General features: G+C 63.2%; 15 protein-coding genes. 9 read left to right on the top strand and 6 right to left on the bottom strand.

Annotated elements, in window-relative coordinates; translation table 11 throughout:
* The 5 genes from A4C63_RS19505 (at position 1) to A4C63_RS19485 (ending at position 5,799) form a co-directional block, all read left to right on the top strand.
* On the top strand, positions 1–1,005 hold the full coding sequence (locus tag A4C63_RS19505; RefSeq protein ID WP_063914136.1) for a VirK/YbjX family protein: 1,005 nt from the start codon (positions 1–3) through the stop codon (positions 1,003–1,005).
* A 60-nt stretch (positions 1,006–1,065) separates the two neighbouring features.
* Positions 1,066–2,268, top strand: a complete 1,203-nt coding sequence (locus A4C63_RS19500) for a glycosyltransferase (protein WP_063914135.1) — start codon at positions 1,066–1,068, stop codon at positions 2,266–2,268.
* Complete coding sequence (locus tag A4C63_RS19495; protein WP_063914134.1) at positions 2,265–3,452, top strand: glycosyltransferase family 2 protein; 1,188 nt, start codon at positions 2,265–2,267, stop codon at positions 3,450–3,452. Before A4C63_RS19500 ends, A4C63_RS19495 begins: the two co-directional genes overlap by 4 nt.
* Positions 3,452–4,204: a WecB/TagA/CpsF family glycosyltransferase gene (locus tag A4C63_RS19490; RefSeq protein ID WP_063914133.1), complete on the top strand. Its 753-nt coding sequence runs from the start codon at positions 3,452–3,454 to the stop codon at positions 4,202–4,204. Before A4C63_RS19495 ends, A4C63_RS19490 begins: the two co-directional genes overlap by 1 nt.
* A 173-nt stretch (positions 4,205–4,377) precedes the next feature.
* On the top strand, positions 4,378–5,799 hold the full coding sequence (locus tag A4C63_RS19485) for an undecaprenyl-phosphate glucose phosphotransferase (RefSeq protein ID WP_063914132.1): 1,422 nt from the start codon (positions 4,378–4,380) through the stop codon (positions 5,797–5,799).
* A gap of 87 nt (positions 5,800–5,886) precedes the next feature.
* Here the strand turns inward: A4C63_RS19485 and A4C63_RS19480 are convergent, their stop codons facing one another.
* Positions 5,887–6,822 carry a LysR substrate-binding domain-containing protein gene (locus A4C63_RS19480; RefSeq protein ID WP_063914131.1) on the bottom strand — a complete coding sequence of 312 codons (936 nt, stop codon included), beginning with the start codon at positions 6,820–6,822 and terminating at the stop codon, positions 5,887–5,889.
* A 146-nt stretch (positions 6,823–6,968) separates the two neighbouring features.
* On the opposite strand from A4C63_RS19480, the gene A4C63_RS19475 reads away from it, so the two are divergent.
* A complete protein-coding gene (locus A4C63_RS19475; RefSeq protein ID WP_063914130.1) occupies positions 6,969–8,345 on the top strand; it encodes an L-serine ammonia-lyase in 1,377 nt (458 codons plus the stop codon).
* Between the two features lie 45 nt (positions 8,346–8,390).
* Positions 8,391–9,302, top strand: a complete 912-nt coding sequence (locus A4C63_RS25925) for an RHS repeat-associated core domain-containing protein (RefSeq protein WP_082888375.1) — start codon at positions 8,391–8,393, stop codon at positions 9,300–9,302.
* Positions 9,303–9,392: 90 nt separating this feature from the next.
* Here the strand turns inward: A4C63_RS25925 and A4C63_RS19470 are convergent, their stop codons facing one another.
* From A4C63_RS19470 to A4C63_RS19455, 4 genes are all read right to left on the bottom strand, one after another.
* Positions 9,393–10,070 carry a DUF3313 domain-containing protein gene (locus tag A4C63_RS19470; protein ID WP_063914129.1) on the bottom strand — a complete coding sequence of 226 codons (678 nt, stop codon included), beginning with the start codon at positions 10,068–10,070 and terminating at the stop codon, positions 9,393–9,395.
* Between the two features lie 202 nt (positions 10,071–10,272).
* Positions 10,273–11,568 carry an FAD-binding oxidoreductase gene (locus A4C63_RS19465; protein ID WP_063914128.1) on the bottom strand — a complete coding sequence of 432 codons (1,296 nt, stop codon included), beginning with the start codon at positions 11,566–11,568 and terminating at the stop codon, positions 10,273–10,275.
* Positions 11,569–11,581: 13 nt separating this feature from the next.
* Complete coding sequence (locus A4C63_RS19460; protein WP_063914127.1) at positions 11,582–12,670, bottom strand: polyamine ABC transporter substrate-binding protein; 1,089 nt, start codon at positions 12,668–12,670, stop codon at positions 11,582–11,584.
* A gap of 190 nt (positions 12,671–12,860) precedes the next feature.
* Positions 12,861–14,219: a glutamine synthetase family protein gene (locus A4C63_RS19455; protein ID WP_063914126.1), complete on the bottom strand. Its 1,359-nt coding sequence runs from the start codon at positions 14,217–14,219 to the stop codon at positions 12,861–12,863.
* Between the two features lie 183 nt (positions 14,220–14,402).
* Here A4C63_RS19455 and A4C63_RS19450 point away from each other — a divergent pair, with 183 nt between their 5' ends.
* Both A4C63_RS19450 and A4C63_RS19445 read left to right on the top strand, forming a co-directional pair.
* Complete coding sequence (locus A4C63_RS19450; RefSeq protein ID WP_063914125.1) at positions 14,403–15,302, top strand: helix-turn-helix domain-containing protein; 900 nt, start codon at positions 14,403–14,405, stop codon at positions 15,300–15,302.
* Between the two features lie 187 nt (positions 15,303–15,489).
* Positions 15,490–17,400 carry an AAA family ATPase gene (locus A4C63_RS19445; protein WP_063914124.1) on the top strand — a complete coding sequence of 637 codons (1,911 nt, stop codon included), beginning with the start codon at positions 15,490–15,492 and terminating at the stop codon, positions 17,398–17,400.
* A gap of 115 nt (positions 17,401–17,515) precedes the next feature.
* Here A4C63_RS19445 and A4C63_RS19440 read toward each other — a convergent pair whose 3' ends face one another.
* The gene (locus A4C63_RS19440) at positions 17,516–18,901 is read right to left on the bottom strand and encodes an aldehyde dehydrogenase family protein (protein ID WP_063914123.1); all 1,386 of its coding nucleotides are present in this window, start codon (positions 18,899–18,901) and stop codon (positions 17,516–17,518) included.
* Positions 18,902–18,997: the final 96 nt, after the last annotated feature.

Genomic DNA, 18,997 nt, shown 5'->3' with positions numbered 1-18,997 from the left:
ATGATGCTCGGCACGATCGTGAAAAGCGTGTTTACCTTGCAGCCGGGCTACTCGTTGCGGGCGCTGAACAACAAGTACAAATTGACGCTGCAGATTGCCAGGCATTGGCCTGAGCTGAATGCGTTCCTGCAGCGCATGACGGCGGCGCTGGGCCAGCAAGGTCTGCAGCGGCTGGGCGTGGATTGCATCGGTGTCGTGCAGTGGCCTTACCTCAGCAAATGCTGGGAAGCCCCGCAGCGCCTGGAGGTGGTGGCTTCACACTTCGAAGTGCTGGCCGGGCAGTTTCCGGCGCTGTTGCTGCTGGGGCGGGACGAAAGCCTGACGCTGTGCGAGCTGTCCAGCCATTCGCCGGGCTGTCGCCTGGTCCTGGACCGGCCGATCTGGTTCAAGCGCGAAGGCGAGTTGGTATTGAACCTGTTCCAGAGCGACCTGCGCGTGGCTTCCCTGGCGTTCAGCCTGTGCCGCAGCCAGGGTCAACTGTGCCTGTTCATCGGTGCCGTGCAGGGCATCCACAAGGGTATCGAAAGCGAAACCTCGCTGGCCATCTACCGCGACCTGACCAAGGACTTCGAGGGGTTGCGCCCCCGCAGCCTGCTGCTCGAGGGGTTGAAGTGCCTGGCCAGGACCTTGGGCGTGGTGCAGCTGTATGCCGTCAGTGATGCCTGCCGCCACCATCGGCACGCGTATTTTGGCAACGACAAAGGCCAGGACCTGGCGGCCAACTATGACGTGATCTGGCTGGAACACGGCGCTACCGCGTCACACCATGCGGACTTCTTCGCCCTCCCGCTGGCCGCAGCACAGCGGGCGGAACAGGATATTCCGGCGAAGAAGCGGGCGATGTACCGCCGCCGCCAGGCGTTGCTCGACGATGTTTTCGCCCGCTTGCAGGCCGCGTTGCCAGGCAGCGGTCACAACCTTGGACTACAAGGGAAACAGGGGGATGCACCTGACGAGGAGGCATCGGCGAGGCGCCGGCCGCCGGTAGTCGACAGCCTGAAGTAACGGCTGGCGCTGCTACGGCAGGTCTGAAGGTCCATTACGCGGGTCTTGATCTGGATTCCTATGCGCATAGCTTATTTCATCAACCAGTACCCGAAGGTCAGCCACAGTTTCATCCGCCGCGAGATCCTGGCGCTGGAACGCCAGGGGGTGGAGGTGCAGCGTATTGCCCTGCGTGGGTGGGATGCCGAATTGCAGGACGCCGAAGACGCGAGCGAGCGGGGCAAGACCCGCTATGTGCTGCAAAGTGGCATCAGGGGTTTGCTGGCACCAACCTGGCAGGTGCTGCGCACACAGCCGCGCCGGTTCTTCCAGGCGCTGTGGCTGGCCATGCGCCTGGGCCTGCGGGCCGACCGCGCCTGGCCCTACCACCTGGCCTACCTGGCCGAAGCCTGCCAGGTACTCCAGTGGTTGCAGGCAGGTGAGGCAAAACATGTGCACGCGCATTTCGGCACCAATTCCACCGAGGTGGTGATGCTGGCCAACGTGCTGGGCGGGCCAGCCTACAGCTTTACCGTGCACGGGCCGGAAGAGTTCGACAAACCGCAGTTCCTGCACATGGGCGAAAAGGTGCGGCGTGCCGCTTTTGTCGCGGCCGTCAGTTCGTACGGCCGCAGCCAGTTGTTTCGCTGGGTGGCACACGACCACTGGGCCAAGGTGAAGGTGGTGCATTGCGGCCTTGAGCGCAGCTTCCACGAAGTGGCGCCGGTCAGCGTGCCCACGGCGCCGCGCCTGGTGTGTGTAGGCCGCCTGTGCGAGCAGAAAGGCCAGCTGCTGTTGCTCGAGGCCGCGCGGATACTGGCTACCCGGTCAACCGCCTTCGAGCTGGTGCTGGCCGGCGACGGTGAAATGCGTGGGCAGATCGAAGCGTTGATTGCCCGGTACGGCTTGCAGCAGCAGGTGCGCATTACCGGCTGGATCAGCAGCGTACAGGTGCGCGAGGAGATCCTTGCTGCCCGTGCGCTGGTGCTGCCCAGCTTTGCCGAGGGTTTGCCGGTGGTGATCATGGAGGCCATGGCCTTGCGCCGGCCAGTGCTGACCACCTATGTGGCAGGCATTCCCGAGTTGGTGCGGCCGGGCGAGAACGGCTGGTTGTTCCCCGCCGGTGCCGTGGACGAGCTGGCGGCGGCCATGGCCGACTGCCTGGCACAACCTGCCCAAGTGCTGCAGCGCATGGGCGAGGCGGCCCGTCAACGTGTGCTGCAACGGCATGACATCGACACCGAGGCGGCCAGGTTGGCCGGCTATTTCAGGGCATCCGCATGATGAGTGTATTGGCTTGGTTACTGGGCATGCTGGCGGCCATCGTCCTGTTGCCGGTGCTACTGCTGTTGGTGCAGGTGCTGATGGCCTGCCTGCCGGCGCGCACGCAGCCGTTGGGCACCAACGCTCGTCCGCAGGTGGCAGTGCTGGTGCCAGCCCATGACGAGGCTTCGATCATTCGTGCCACGCTGGCGAGCATTGCCCCGCAGTTGCGGCCTGGCGACCGCTTGCTGGTGGTGGCGGACAACTGCACTGACGACACAGCGCTGCTGGCGCGCGAGGCCGGTGCCGAAGTGGTGGAGCGTCACGACGCGCGGTTGCGTGGCAAGGGCTACGCCCTGGATTTTGGTGTGCGCCACCTGGCCGGGCAGCCGCCCGAGGTGGTGATTGTGGTGGATGCCGATTGCCAGGTGGGCGAGGGGGCGATCGAGCGACTGGCGCAGCGCTACCGCGAGGTCGCTCGCCCGGTGCAGGCGCTGTACCTGATGCGCGCACCGGCAGGGGCCGGGCTGAAAGTGCAGGTTGCCGAGTTCGCCTGGCGGGTCAAGAACCTGGTGCGCCCACGTGGCTGGGCACGGCTGGGCCTGCCTTGTCAGTTGATGGGTGCGGGCATGGCGTTCGGCTGGCGTGACCTGGCGTTGATCGACCTGGCCAATGGGCATCTGGTGGAGGATGTGAAGCTGGGCCTGGACCTGTGCCAGCAGGGCAAGCCGCCAGTGTTCTGCCCCGAGGCCGTGGTCAGCAGCCAGTTCCCTGCCAGCCAGCGAGGCCTGGGTAGCCAGCGCACACGTTGGGAGCATGGTCACCTGGGCATGATGCTGGCCGATGCGCCCAGGCGTGCGCTGGTCGCAATCACCCAGCGAAACAGCAGCTTGCTGGCCATGACCCTGGACCTGCTGGTGCCTCCGCTGGCGTTGCTGGTACTGGCCCTGCTCGGGCTTAACCTTATGACCTGGTTGGCGTACATGCTATTCGGCCTGGCGACACCGGCGTGGATCGCCCTTTGCGCGCTGGCATTGCTGGGCCTTGCCATCGTGCTGGCCTGGGCGCGCTTCTGTCGCGAACTGATCCCCTTTTCCGTGCTGCTGTACGCGCCGTTTTACGCTGTAAGGAAGGTCCCCTTGTATCTGGGGTTCCTGATCAAGCGCCAGGTTGAATGGGTACGTTCGAAACGGGATGAAGACTGATGGCTGAGTGGCAGAAACGCTGGAACACCCTTGTCGGCAAGCTCGAAGTGGTGGCGGATGCCGCTGCTGCGCAGTGCCTGCTCGACAGGCTGACCGCCCCGCAAACCGCGACCGTGCTGGGCTTCGTCAATGCCCATGCAATGAACCTGGTGGTACGCGATGGCGCTTACCACCAGGCATTGTCGGCGGCCGATGTGCTGCTGCGCGACGGCTCCGGCATGGCGATCCTCTATCGCCGGCTGGGGCTTGAATCCGGGCTCAACATGAATGGTACCGACTTCATTCCTCGGCTCCTGGCCGCCTACTGTGGGCGGCGGGTCGCGTTCTGGGGCACCCGGCAACCTCACCTGGAGCAGGCCGTGCAGCGCAGCGCAGCCCTGTTCGGGGTGGTGCCGGTGTCGGTTCACGATGGCTTTGCCAGCGTCGAGACCTACCTGCAACTGGCCAGGGAGCAGCAACCAGAGTTGATCGTGCTGGGCATGGGCATGCCCAGGCAGGAGGCTGTGGCGGCAAGGCTGGCGGCCACTGGCGAGCCGTGCCTGATCGTGTGCGGCGGCGCGATCCTGGACTTTCTCGGCGGCAAGGTCAGCCGGGCGCCCGAGTGGCTGCGGCGGTTGGGCGGGGAGTGGCTGTACCGGCTGTTGCGCGAGCCCAAGCGTTTGTTCATGCGCTATGTAGTGGGCAACCCGTTGTTCCTGCTGCGCACTCTGCTGTACCGCCGGGGCGTGGGGCCGAGCCAGCGCACCGTTTGAGTCTGCCAGATTCCGGGCGGGCAGTGATTCCGGGCACACTGATGGCGGTTGGCTGCTACAGTGAGATCATGGCCTGAGGCTCCGATTCTGGCTCACTGGCTGTGCATGAGCCGTTGTCAAGACTGGCTGTTTGATCGCAGGCACTTGCTGCTCGCAAATCGATGAGGTCTGAGATGGTTTTCGAACCCAGAAGCAGTCGTTCCTTACTGCAGAGAAGAAGCAGCGTAAGTAACGCCATTCAGGCCGGCCTCGATGGAATTGCAGTTACCAGTATTGCCTGGTACCTGATCTACGACCAGTTTGGCTACATCACTTCCGATTACGTGATCATGCTGCTGTTGCTGATTGGCGCACTGGCAGTCATCTACGATCACTATGCAATCTACCGTACCAACGTCGGGCTTTCCATCAAGGCTTTCCGGCTGTTCAAGGCCTGGTCGGCAACCTTTTGCTTTCTGGTGGTCATGGCCTTCCTGACCAAACAGAGCGAAACCTATTCGCGGCTGCTGGTCGTGCAATTGTTCATCATTGGCTACATCGCCCAGTTGTTCCTGCACTTTGCCGTGCGTGAATTGCAAAAGCGCTTTAGCGCACATGCACGCCTGGACAACGCCCTGATCATCGGCGCCGGTGACCTGGCCAACTTCCTGTATCAGAAAATCAGCAACAACCCCTGGTTTGGCGAGCGTGTGCTGGGATGCGTGCTGATCGCCAATGGCGATGAGCCGGGGCGCGAAAGCGCCGAAGGCAAGCAGCGCCTGCCGGTGCTCGGGCATGTTGCCGAGCTCGACGATATCGTGGCCCGCTACGGCATCCGTACGGTGTATCTGGTGACCCCACTGGGTGGCTCCGAGGTCATCAACGATGTGTATTTGAAGCTGCTCGACAAGTGCATTGCGGTGAACTGGGTACCGGATATCTTCTCGTTGCGCCTGATCAACCACAGCGTGCGGGAAATTGCCGGCATTCCTGTACTGACCTTGTCGGAAACACCGCTGACGGGCATGAGCCTGTTCCTGAAAAACCTCGAAGACAGGGTATTGGCGGCGCTGATCCTGCTGTTTGCATCGCCGGTGTTGCTGGCCGTTGCGCTGGCCATCAAGCTCGATAGCCGCGGCCCGGTGTTCTTCCGTCAGGAACGCACCGGCTGGACCGGGGAAGCGTTCCGCATCTGGAAGTTCAGGAGCATGCATGTGCACCAGCCGGAAGAGGGCGTGGTCAAGCAGGCGCAAAAGAATGACCCGCGGCTGACCCGGGTCGGCGCCTTTATCCGCCGCACCAGCCTGGATGAACTGCCGCAGTTGTTCAATGTGCTGACTGGGGAGATGTCGCTGGTCGGGCCGCGGCCGCATGCATTGCAACATGACACGTTGTATTCGCAGGACATCGTCGACTACTTTGCCCGCCACAATATCAAGCCTGGCATGACCGGCCTGGCGCAAGTGCGCGGGTTCAGGGGCGAGACCAAGGATATCGAGCAGATGATCCAGCGGGTGGACTCGGACATCGAGTACATCAACAACTGGTCGCTGTGGCTGGATTTCGTGATTCTGGTGCGCACGCTGAATGCGTTTACCGGCAAGCAGGCTTATTGAGTCAAGTGCTGCGAGGCGCTTGCCGTGACAATTGTATTGCCTATGCGATCGAGCGCCGCCCGCGCGGCGCTCCCTTTATGCACCACCTCAAAATTTGAGATAGATCTCCCTGAACCCCCGCGCTTCCTCCACCAGCCAGTCATGTACCGCCCGGGCCCCCGGCTGGTTCAACCCGCCCGGTGGGTAATGCACCACATAGCGCTTGTGATTGGCGATCGGCACCCCGAACGGCACGATCAGCGCACCGCGCTCCAGTTCGTCGTTAAGCAGCGTGCGCCGGGCAATCGCCACGCCAATGCCGGCAATCGCCGCCTCGATGGTCAGGTGGTTGCGGTTGAAGGTGTGCCCACGCCGTACATCCAGGCCAGCGGCGCCGATGCCCTCCAGGTAGAACTCCCATTCGGCATATTCCGAACTGCCGCGCCAGGCCGTGATGTCGTGCAGCAGCGGATAGTGCGCCAGGTCCGCCGGCCCGTGCAGCGGCGGGCGCCCGCGCAGCAAGGTGGGGGAACATACGGGGAAGATCTGCTCGTCCAGCAGCGGCGTCGAGAGCATGCCGGGGTAGCTGCCATCGTTCAGGTCGATGGCCAGGTCGAAATCGCCCGGGGTCAACGCCTGGGCACTGTCTTCGGCCACCAGGCGCAGCTCGATGTCCGGATAGCGTTGCTGAAAGCGTGGCAGGCGGGGTGTGAGCCATTTGGCCAGGAACGACGGGATCGAGCGCAGGCGCAAGGTGCCGCGGATTTCACCGGCGTCCAGGCGCAGCAGTTCGGCTTCGATGCTGCCGTAGGCTTCGGCCACCGTCTGCGCCAGGCGTTGCCCTTCGGCGCTCAGTTCCACGCCGCGTGCCCGGCGCAGGAACAGCCGGTAGCCCAGGCGTTCTTCCAGCTGGCGCATCTGTTGGCTGACTGCGCCCGGGGTGATGTGCAGTTCTTCGGCACAGCGGGTGAAGGACAAGTGCCGGGCCGCACAGGCGAACACATGCAGCCAGACGAACATCTGGCCATTGAGTTGTCGTCGCATCGTTTAGTACCACTAAAGCCTTGCTTAGGAAGTTTCGTTGGTCATCCGTGAGCCAGCGCGGCAGTATCGCGCAACTTCGCAATAACGCTCAATTTTTCCAGATAACCGTGTTGCGGTTTCATACCTGCGCACGGTCAGGCATTAGCATGGCTATCAGTGTTTTCGACCTTTTCAAAATCGGCATCGGGCCGTCCAGTTCCCACACCGTCGGCCCGATGCGGGCGGCGGCTACCTTTGCCCGGACCCTGCATGAGCAGGGGCTGTTGGCCAGGGTAAGCCGTGTCGAGGTGCGGTTATACGGGTCGCTGTCGGCCACCGGGGTTGGCCACGCCACTGACCGCGCCTGCCTGCTCGGCCTGATGGGGCAGTGGCCGGACCGTATCGACCCGGCCACCATCGAGTCGCGCATAGGCCAGGTGATGCAGGAGCACTGCCTGATGCTCGATGGCAGCCACCCGCTGGCGTTCGAGTACAGCCGTGACATGCTGCTGCTCGACGAGAACCTGCCGTACCACCCCAATGCCATGAGCCTGGAAGCCATGGACGGGCAGGGCAGCCTGTTGCGCCAGACCTACTATTCGGTGGGCGGTGGCTTTATCGTCGAGCAAGCCGAGATCGATGCGCCATCAGGCGAAGCGGACGCGGTGGCGCTGCCGTACGAGTTCGACAGTGCGGCGCAGTTGCTGGCCTTGTGCAAGGCCCATGGCTTGAGCGTGGCGCAATTGATGATGGCCAACGAATGTGCCTGGCGCCCGGAGGCCGAGGTGCGTGAGGGCCTGCTGCGGATCTGGGCCGCCATGCGTGAATGTGTCGACAATGGCTTGCGCAACGAAGGCATCCTGCCCGGCGGGCTGCACGTCAAGCGCCGCGCGGCGCGGCTGCATCGCAGCCTGCAGGAGCTGGGCAAGCCCAACGTGATCGGTTCCACCCTCAGTGCCATGGAGTGGGTCAACCTGTTCGCCCTGGCGGTGAATGAAGAGAACGCCGCCGGCGGGCGCATGGTGACTGCTCCTACCAACGGTGCTGCCGGCATCATTCCGGCGGTGCTGCACTACTACATGAAGTTCAACCCGGGCGCGTGCGACGCGGATGTGGTGGACTTCCTGCTGGCGGCAGCGGCGGTAGGCATCCTGTGCAAGAAGAACGCGTCGATTTCCGGCGCCGAGGTTGGCTGCCAGGGCGAGGTGGGCTCGGCCTGTTCAATGGCCGCTGCCGGCCTGGCCCAAGTGCTGGGTGCTACGCCGCCGCAACTGGAGAACGCGGCCGAGATTGCTTTGGAGCACAACCTTGGCCTGACCTGCGACCCGGTGGGTGGCCTGGTGCAGGTGCCGTGTATCGAGCGCAACGCGATTGCTGCGGTGAAAGCGATCAACGCCGTGCAGATGGCGTTGCGTGGGGACGGCGAGCATTTCATCTCGCTCGACCGGGTGATCCGCACCATGCGTGATACCGGGGCGGACATGCATGCCAACTACAAGGAGACCTCGCGCGGCGGCCTTGCTGTTGCGTTCGTGGAGTGTTGACGGGACTGTTAAAAATGCTAGTTGCCGACTGTTGCCGATACTTCCATGATGGCCTCAATCATCCTGGATATCATCGCTATGAATGGACTTTTGCAAAAGCATACAGGTATTTTGCTGTTTTATTCTGGCCGGGAACTGGTGTGTCAAGCAGGCAAAAAAACGGCTCGTCTATTGTACGCGAGAAATCAATTGCTGGCGCAGCAGTCGGAAGACTTGGAACTTCTGCAAACCGCAGGTAACAATACGGTAATCGCTGCATGGGGAAGAAGGGGGGAAGAACGGGAAACTTACTCCCCTTATGGCTTTTCTTTGCTGGAGCAATCGTTGGCACTGGCAGGTTTTAACGGTCAATGGCGTGACCCAGCGGGAGGCGGTTATCCACTTGGTCAAGGAAAACGGCTTTTTAGTGTAACGCTCATGAGGTTCTGTTCCCCTGATACTGAAAGCCCATTTGGCCGGGGCGGTCTGGGTTCATACAACTACTGCTCCGGGGATCCGGTGAACTTTCATGATCCTTCTGGGTATAACCGATTTAAGCTGTTCGACACCCAGGGGCTGTGGGTATTTGGAAATCGTGTCAAATTTAATCGAACGGGTTTGAGCAAAGTATTGAGAGCTCATGGCATTCCGGTGACGCCAGAAATAAAAGCCGAGATCAGAGGCGCCATAGCGAACAATCAGGGCTACATTCATGAGGCAACAAATGCTTCCGGACGACTAGCAGTTCTCGTAGCCAAGAACAAAAACGACGGTGTAACCTTCAAGCAGGCGGGGAAACGTTGGGGCTTCACTACACTATTCCAAGAGTCAGTCGCTACCGCATCCTCGCCGAGCGCCCCTCCCATACATGTCCCTCCCCAGCCTTCACTGCCTCCCCCGTATCCGTTTGACGAAATCAACAATACCACGGACGCGGCTAGCAAGATCCGATCAGAGGCGGGTAACCTTAAATCCTGAGGCAACCCCCGGATTTGTCTTCGAGGCTGGGTTGAAACACCCCGAGGCTGCTCTGCAGCACTCGGGAGTGCGTTGCTAAAACTCAAGGTGCTAGCGGGCTTTCTGTTTCGCTGCCAGGAAGCTCGCGCGCATGTCCTTGGCCCAGCCATCCAGCACCGGCTTGACATCATTCAAAGTCAGTTTCGTGGTTTTGTTCTCCAGTTCCTGTCCCGTGCCCTTGCGCACGACCTGGGCCAGCACCTTCTGGCTGGAACCATCGAGGAACGCAGCTTCCACACCGACATCCACCTCTTGGTCACGGCCGCCCATGGCAGTGTTCACACCGGCCGAAATCAAGGCGATCGGGATCACTTCATAGGGCTTGAGGCCCTCGTTGCTGGTCGACACTGCCGTGATTGCCGGGCGCACCACGATCACACCCGGGCCGGGGCCCTTGGCCAGCGGCACGACGCTGCCCATTTCACGGCGCAGCGCTTCATTGAAGTAACGGGTGATTTCCTGCAGCGTCTGCGTCGAAATGACCTCCGTCGGCTGTGGCTTGGGGTAGAACTGGCTGGGCTCGATGAATACCTGGCTGTACTGGTTGACGTTGACCTTGGGGTCGATCCAGCGCATCACCGGGTCACCCGAAGGGCTCTTTGCTTCCTGCAGTCGGCTGTAATCCTTGAGGAAGCCGGAATAGTCCTTGGGGTCCACGCGATTGCTGGAGCAGGCGGCCATGGTTAGCAGTGCGGCGCACAACAGGGTAATGCGGGGCAATGATTTCATGATGAAAATGCATCCATGATAGGTCGGCCAGAACAACGCTAGCAGGTGCGTGACAGTTGGCCAGTGGGTAGGTTCCAATCCTTTGTGAAAAGGTAAAAAGTTGCGGCTGGAAGGGTTCGCCTGGAGGTTTTCTGCGGCTGTGAGACCGAGCGCCACCCGCGCGGCGCTCGGTCTCACAGCCGCAGAAAACCTCCAGGCGAACTCAACCCAGCACCTCCCGCAACCGATACCACAACATCCCCAGCGCCAGCAGCGGCGAGCGCAGTGCCTTGCCGCCGGGGAAAGTCAGGTGTGGCACGGCGCTGAATACGTCCAGCCCCTGGCTGTGGCCGAGGGCGATGCTTTCGGCCAGCAGTTTCGCCGTCCAGTGCGTTACGTTCAGCCCGTGCCCGGAATAGCCCTGGGCGTAGTACACGTTGGGGTGCTGGCTGAGGCGCCCGACCTGGGGGAAGCGGTTGGCGGTAATGCCTATCATGCCCCCCCACTGGTAGTCGATGCGCACGTTGGCCAGTTGCGGGAACACTTTCAGCACCTTGGGCCGCATGTAGGCGGCGATGTCCTTGGGGTCGCGGCCAGAATAGTGGCAGGCGCCACCGAACAGCAGGCGCCGGTCTGCCGTGAGGCGGTAGTAGTCCAGGCCGACCTTCTGGTCGCACAGCGCCATGTTCTGCGGGATCAGGCTGCTGGCCAGTGCTTCAGGCAATGGCTCGGTGGCCACCACGTAGCTGCCGGCCGGCAGCACCTTGCCGCTCAGGCGTGGCTCCAGTTCATCGAGGTGGGCGTTGCAGCCCAGCACCAGGCTGCTTGCCCGCACCTTGCCGCAGGCCGTGTGCAGGGTCACGCGGGGGCCATGCTCGATGCGCAGCACCGGGCTCTGCTCGAAGATACGTACGCCCAGGCCGTGGGCGGCGCGCGCTTCGCCCTGGACCAGGTCGAGCGGGTGCAGGTGGCCCGAGCCCATGTCCACCAGGCCGCCGGCGTACTGGTCGCTGGCGACGATTTCATGCAGCTGGTCGGCATTGACCAGGCGGGTTTCATGGCGATAGCCGAGTGCAAGCAGGTCGTCCTGTTCGTCCTTGAAGGCGGCGAACTGCGCGGGGGTGTTGGCCAGTTCGCAGAAGCCCCAGCGCAGGTCGCAGGCAATGCCGTACTGGGCGATGCGGCTGGCCACCAGCGCCACCGAGTCGATGCCGGCCTGCTTCAGGTAATGTACGCCCTCCTGGCCGACATGCCGGGCAAAGCCGCTGACGTCATGGCCGATGCCGCGAATCAGCTGGCCGCCGTTGCGGCCGCTGGCGCCCCAGCCGATGCGCCGGCCTTCCAGCAGCACCACCGAGAGCCCGCGCTCAGCCAGTTCCAGGGCGGTATTGACCCCGGTCAGCCCGCCGCCGACCACGCACACATCGGCGGTCAGTTCGCCCTCCAGGCTGGGGTAGGGCGCCGCATTGCGTGCCGTGGCGGCATAGTACGAAGCGGTGTGTTGGGTAGTGAAAGACATGAGCGTTCTCGACTCAGCGGTTGGACTTGATCTTGCTCCAGGAGCGGGTCATGACGCGCATGATCTTCGGGCTCGGCGTGCTGGAAATGTACAGCTTGTCCAGCACGTCCTGGGGTGGGTAGATCTCGGGGTTGTTGACCAGCGACGCGTCCATGTAGGCCTGGGCATCGGGGTTGGCGTTGGCATATCCGACCGTGGTGCTGACCTTGGCGATTACCTTGGGGTCGAGCAGGTAGTTGATGAACGCCAGGGCCTGTTCGGGGTTGTTGGCGTCTTTGGGGATGGCCAGCAGGTCGAACCACAAGTTGCTGCCTTCCCTGGGAATGCTGTAGGCGACTTTCACGCCGTTTTTCGCCTCCACGGCGCGGTTGGCGGCCTGGAACACGTCGCCGGAGTAGCCGAAGGCCACGCAGACATCGCCATTGGCCAGGTCGGAAACATACTTGGAGGAGTGGAAGTAGGTGATGTAGGGGCGCAGTTCGAGCAGGCGGGCTTCCGCCTTGGCATAGTCAGCCGGTTTTTCGCTGCGCGGGTCCATGCCCAGGTAGTTGAGCATGGCCGGGAACAGTTCGTCGGGCGAATCCATGAACGCCACGCCGCACTGCTTGAGCTTTTTCAGGTTCTCGGGCTCGAACAGCACTGCCCATGAATCGATATGGTCGATACCCAGGGCCGCCTTGACCTTGTCGACGTTGTAGCCGATGCCGTTGGTGCCCCACAGGTAGGGTACGGCGTACCGGTTGCCGGGGTCGTTCTGTTCAAGCTGCTTGAGCAGCTTGGGGTCCAGGTGCTGCCAGTTCGGCAGCTTGCTGCGGTCCAGCGGCAGGAAGGCGCCGGCCTGGGCCTGGCGTGCGAGGAAGTGGTTGGATGGCACCACCACGTCATAGCCGGTGCGCCCGGCCAGCAGCTTGCCTTCCAGGGTTTCGTTGGAGTCGAACACGTCATAGACCACCTTGATCCCGCTGCTGGCCTGGAAGTCGGCCAGGGTGGTGTCACCGATGTAGTCGGTCCAGTTGTACACGCTGACCGAGGGGGTGGCCTGGGTGGTGGTGGCGAACAGCAGGGTGAATGCGGCGGGGATCAGGGCTTGCAGATGACGCATGGGGACACCTCGTTGGTCTAGTTCTTGGCGTTCGGTGTATGGCGGCCGCTCCCACAGGTGACTCATTACCTTGTAGGAGCAGCCTTGTGCTGCGAAGAGGCCGGTAGGGCAAAAGATCTACTGTGGCGGTACTGGCCCCTTCGCAGCACAAGGCTGCTCCTACAGGTCCAGTGCATGCCCTGGAAGGTGATTACACGCTCAGCATCAGGAATTCACGCTCCCACGAGCTGATCACGCGCTTGTAGTTCTCATGCTCTGCACGCTTGACTGCCACATAGCCCTGGACGAACTGCTTGCCCAGGTACTGCTGCACGGTCTCGCAGTCCTCCATGTGCTGCAGGGCGTCCTCGATGGTGATCGGCAGGCGCAGGTTGCGCCGCTCGTAGGCGCGCCCCTGCACCGGTGCGCTGGGCTCGATGCGCTCGACCATGCCCAGGTAGCCGCACAGCAGGCTGGCGGCGATGGCCAGGTACGGGTTGGCATCGGCACCTGGCAGGCGGTTTTCCACGCGCATCGCCTCGGGGCTGGAGGTGGGCACGCGCAGGCCGGCGGTGCGGTTTTCTTCACCCCACTCGACGTTCACCGGTGCCGAGGTGTCCGGCAGGAAGCGGCGGAACGAGTTGACGTTGGGCGCGAACATCGGCAGCAGCTTGGGGATGTACTTCTGCAAACCGCCGATGTGGTACAGGAACAGCTGGCTCATGCTGCCGTCTTCATTGGCGAAGATCGGCTTGCCGGTGGCGATGTCGACCACGCTCTGGTGCAGGTGCATGGCACTGCCCGGCTCGTCGGTGATCGGCTTGGCCATGAAGGTGGCGGCCACGTTGTGCTTGAGCGCCGCTTCACGCATGGTGCGCTTGAACACGGTGATCTGGTCGGCCAGGTCCAGGGCGTCGCCATGGCGGAAGTTGATCTCCATCTGCGCCGGGCCGTCTTCATGGATCAGCGTGTCCAGGTCCAGGCCCTGGATCTCGCACCAGTCGTAGACGTCTTCGAACAGCGGGTCGAATTCGTTGGCGGCATCGATCGAGAACGACTGGCGGCCGCTTTCGGCGCGGCCGGAGCGCCCCAGCGGCACTTGTAGCGGCAAGTCCGGGTCTTCGCAGCGCTGGGTCAGGTAGAACTCCATCTCTGGTGCCACGATCGGCTGCCAGCCCTTGTCGGCATACAGCTTGAGTACCTTCTTCAGCACGTTGCGCGGCGACAGTTCGATGGGGTTGCCTTGCTTGTCGAAGGTGTCGTGGATCACGATCGCGGTCGGCTCGATCGCCCACGGAATCTGATACACCGCGGCCGGGTCGGGGCGGCAGACCATGTCGATGTCGGCGGCATCGAGCAGGTTGTAGTAGATGTCATCGTCAACGTAGTCGCCGGTGACCGTCTGCAGCAGCACGCTCTCGGGCAGGCGCATGCCGCGCTCGTGGAGAAACTTGGCGGTGGGCGCGATCTTGCCGCGGGCGATGCCGGTCAGGTCGCTGATCACGCATTCGACTTCGGTGATCCGGTGTTCTTTCAGCCAGGTGGACAGCTGATCGAAGGGGGCGTTCATACAGACCTCTTGGTTGGGTTTTAGTGTGGGAGCGAGCGTGCCGGCGAAAACCGTTGCACGGTTTCGAAGGCGTCCCGCTTCCCAGGTGACGCGCTGGAGACTATCTTGGTCGCAGCCCGCAAGGCTGATCTATCCACTTTCTCCGGCAATGAATGCACCAAAAGAGTGCAAATAGGACCGCGCGTGACAACCGCCAATGCCCTGCAAGTCCAGGCTTTCCACACCACCGACGTTACCGAGCAAGTACGTGCCACCCCTGGCTGGCAGCAGCAGTACCGGCAGATGTCGCCCGGGCATTTCAGCGGTGAGCTGCGTTGCCTGGGGCTGGATGGGGTGGAGGTGTACGAGGAGCGGTTGAACACCCGGGTAGAGCAGTTTTTCCGCGCGCCGGGCGGTTCGCTGGCGTTCTGCTTCGACCGCAGCGAGAACAGCCTGTACCTGCTGAACGAACAGAGCCGCAACATCTGGATCACGCCGGAGAACTATCAGGAAGTGGCGGTGGTGTTCGACCAGGCCTTCCTGGCCCGCCATGGGCTTGATCCGCAGCGTCTGGAAGGATTGTTCATGGTGCCGCTGGGCAGCGGGCAGAACGCGCTGTTCGGCAGTTGGCTGAGCGCGACGTTGACCCGCCTGGGCGAGGCCGATTGCCCGCTGCAGGGGCAGGCCCTGGCGGAGCAGCTACTGGAAGACTGCCTGTACATCCTCGACAACGCCTGCCAGCGCCTGCAGGGCGTGGCGTTGGGCCGGCGTGACGAGGAACGGGCGATCATGCGCCGGGTGAGCGAGTGGGCGGCCGACTGCCCGGAGGAAACCCTGAACCTGGTGGAGCTGGCGGATGTTGCGGGGGTTTCCCTGCGCCAGTTGCAGCAGGCGTTCAAGGCGTTTACCGGTATGACGCCGGCGCACTGGCTGCGCCTGCGCCGGCTGAACGGTGCGCGGCGCGATCTGTTGCGTGGCGGTGGCGTGACCGTCGCCGAAGTGGCGATGCGTTGGTCGTTCTGGCATTTGGGAAGGTTTTCAGAGAGTTACCGGCAATTGTTCAAGGAGTTTCCCAGTGAGACCTTGAAGCGGGGCAGGGGCTGAATTTGGTGGTGTAGCTACTGGCCTCTTCGCGGGCTCGCCCGCTCCCACAGGGATCTCACAATGCCTGCCCCTGAGGTGAACCTGTGGGAGCGGGCAAGCCCGCGAAGAGGCAGGCCCAGACATACACAGCCCAGCATTCCACCGCGAAAATTGCTATCGTGCCGCCCTGATTCCACCCGAGGTGCCGATGTTCTACCTGCCTTTGCCCAGCGACCAGGCCGACCGCCTCGCCAGCGAGCCCACCACCGACTTCTTCACCACCGCCAGCGTCCTCGACGCCGCCGCAGTGCTGTTCGTGCAAAACCTGCCGCGCCAGCCCGCCACCGCCTCGGCGGATGCGCAGGAGCGCCGCTTTGCCGAAATCGTGCGTATTGCCAACGAAGTCGAAAGCGCCGCACCCGGCCGCTTCCAGGGCCAGGTGGCGCAGCACTTCGATCGCGAAGCCTTCGCCATGGGCCTGGGCATGCTGGGCGAAAACGGTATCGCACTGCTGTCGACCGAGGTGCAGTACCAGGCCGACGAACTGCTGGACGCCGAGGGCCAGTGGAACTTCCAGTTCGCCGACAGCTACCGCCAGCGTGCAACCCCGCTGCACCCGGTGTACCTGCCGTCTCTGGCCAGCGACCTGATGCTCAGCGACCAGCAGAACCGCCTGTTGCGCGAATTCCTCAGTGGTATTGACGAGTCGGTGGCGGTACAGGGCTTTGCCGGCACCGGCAAGACCTTCCTGATCCACCAGTTCGCCCGCCTGCTCGAGCCGCAGCGTACGCTGTTGCTGGCCTTGACCGAAGGCCAGCTGCGCGCCCTGCAGGCGCGGGTCAAGGACGCGGCCGCCTACACCGCGCTGACCTTTGGCCAGCTGGCCGACGAGCTGCTCAACCGCGACCTCACCGGCAACGGCTGGCGCCTGCGCGACCCGTACCGCACCAAGCTGTCGTGGCGCCCGCAGGATGCGCAGGTGGTGCGTTGGCTGGCCATCCCTGACATCGGCCCGCTCGCCGCAGGCGATGTGGTTGCCTTGTGCATCCGCGCGGTGCGTACGTTCTGCCACAGCGCCGACACCCAGTTGCAGTTGCACCACCTGCCCTGGGCCGGGCCGGGGACCACGCCGCTGGACCAGGAAGTGTTGCTGGAAAAGGCACGGCTGTACTGGCAGGAGCTGATTCGCCCGTCGGCACGGGAAATCCAGTTGCCGGTGCGCGACTACCACCGGGTCAAACTGCTGTCGCTGACCGGTTATGTGATCGACAGCCGCTACACCCATGTCATTGTCGACGAGGCCCACGAGCTGTCGGCACCGATGCTTGCCGTGCTCGACCGCAGCCCGCAGTCGATCATTGCCCTGGGTGACGAGCTGCAGAACCTCAACGGCCTCAGCGCGCACCATGGCGGCTTTATCCGCCAACGTTACATCGACCATTCACTGCGGGCCGGGCCGGCGATGGACAGCGTGCTCAACCCGCTGATCCAGGCACACCCGGCGGCGATCCAGGCGGCCTTCAGTGGCAGCGCCGAGCATTACACCCGGGTCAGCTTCTTCGATACGGTGAGCGTGCCGGAACAGCCTACGGCGCTGATCGTCGACGATGAATGGGGCCTGTTTGGCTGGTTCCAGCGCCTGACCCACCAGGGCGTGCCGTTCGTGCTGCTGAAAAGCGCGCGCAAGGACTTCGAGTTGTTCGTCGAAGACTGCATCGAACTGTACCGCCATGGCACCCGGCCACGTCACCCGATGCTGTTCCGCTATGCCAGCTGGCAGGCGCTGGAGCAGGACAAGGGTGATGACAAAGCGTTCGTTGCTGTGGCCAACATGCTACGCAAGGGCTACACGCCGGAGCACTTCGCCAGGGCCAAGAGCCGTTACCGCTGGGACAAGGCGCCCAAGCTGTTCCTGGGGCGGGTGCGGGATGTGAAGAACATGGAGTTCGCCCGGGTAATGGTGTCGCCAGAGCTGATGGTAGCGCCGCAGGTGGCGGGGAACCGCAATGAGCGGGCGCGGATGCTGGCGGGGTTGTATACCGCCTGTTCGCGGGCGCGGCATGAACTGATCGTGCCGGGGGGGATGCTGGACTGGGTCAAGGATCAGGTTCGCGATTGAAGTATTCGGGGCCGCATTGCGGCCCTTCGCGGGCACGCCCGCTCCCACAGGTCATGTACCAACCTGTGGGAGCGGGCGTGCCCGCGAAGGGCTGCAACGCAGCCCCAATTGCCAATTAGTTACGGTCCAGCCACACCGTCTGGGCATTGGTGAACTCACGCACACCAAAGTGCGACAGCTCACGCCCGAAGCCGCTCTTCTTCACCCCACCAAACGCCACGCGGGGGTCGGAAGCGCAATAGCCGTTGATGAACACGCCGCCGGTATCCAGCGCCGCGGTCATGCGCTCGGCCAGCGCGTAGTCGGCGGTGTAGATGGTCGAGGCCAGGCCGAAGTCGCTGTCGTTGGCCAGTTCCACCGCATGCTCCGCATCCCGTGCGCTGATGATTGCCGCCACTGGCCCGAACAGCTCCTGCTTGAACGCGGTCATCTCCGGGGTGACATTGGCGAACACAGTCGGCGCGTAGAAGTTGGCCACGCCATCGACCTTGTGGCCACCCAGCAGCAGGGTGGCGCCTTCGGCGATGGTCGCCTGGACCTGGCCATCCAGCTCGTCGCGCAGATCGTAACGGGCCATCGGGCCGATGTAGGTACCGTCTTCAAGCGGGTTGCCGACCTTCAGCTCGCGGGTGGCTTCAACGAACTTGCGGGTGAATTCGTCAACGATGCTTTCCTCGACGATCAGGCGCTTGGCCGCAGCGCAGACCTGGCCGGTGTTCTGGTAGCGGCCGATCACCGCTGCCTTCACAGCGGCATCCAGGTCGGCATCGGCCAGCACGATGAACGGGTCGGAACCGCCCAGCTCCAGCACGCACTTCTTCAGCGCGGCGCCGGCTTGTGCACCAATCGCCATGCCGGCGCGCACGCTACCGGTCAGGGTCACCGCGGCGATGCGCGGGTCGTTGATGGCGCGGGTGACGCCGTCCGGGGTCACGTTCAGCACTTCGAACACGCCTTCCGGCAGGCCGGCATCCTTGAACAGCTCGCCCAGCAGGTAGGCGCTGCCCATCACGTTCGGCGCGTGCTTGAGTACGTAGGTGTTGCCGGCCAGGATCGCCGGCACGGCGCCGCGCAGTACCTGCCAGACCGGGAAGTTCCATGGCATCACGGCCAGGATCGGGCCCAGCGGGCGGTATTCGATGCGGGCTTTCTCGACCTGGGTCGGTTCGGGGGCGAGCATGGCCGGGCCGTGTTCGGCGTACCAGCGGCACAGGCCGACGCACTTGCTGACTTCACCGCGAGCCTGGGCGATCGGCTTGCCGATTTCGTGGCTGATCATTTGCGCGAAGGCTTCGGCCTTGGTTTCGAGGGTGCTGGCCAAGGCAAGCAGGTACTCGCTGCGCTGACCCAGCGACACCTGGCGCCACTGGCGGTAGCCAACCTTGGCGCGTTGCAGCGCCGCTTCCAGTGCGGCGTCGGTGTCGAACGGGTAGGCGCCGATCTGCTCGCCGCTGTACGGGTCGAGGGAGATGGCGTGGGTCAGGCTGCTGATCGCGCTCATGGCGGGACACTCTCGTTGTTGTTGAACCGTGACGCCAGACTAGTGGGCTATGGCTTTAATGAAAACTGAATAATAATGAGCGAAACATTCACGTTT

This window comes from Pseudomonas sp. p21, from assembly GCF_001642705.1.
In the GTDB taxonomy this organism is placed as follows: domain Bacteria; phylum Pseudomonadota; class Gammaproteobacteria; order Pseudomonadales; family Pseudomonadaceae; genus Aquipseudomonas.
The sequence above is the reverse complement of the archived record's forward strand: the minus strand, read 5'-3'. Positions and strand labels throughout refer to the sequence as shown.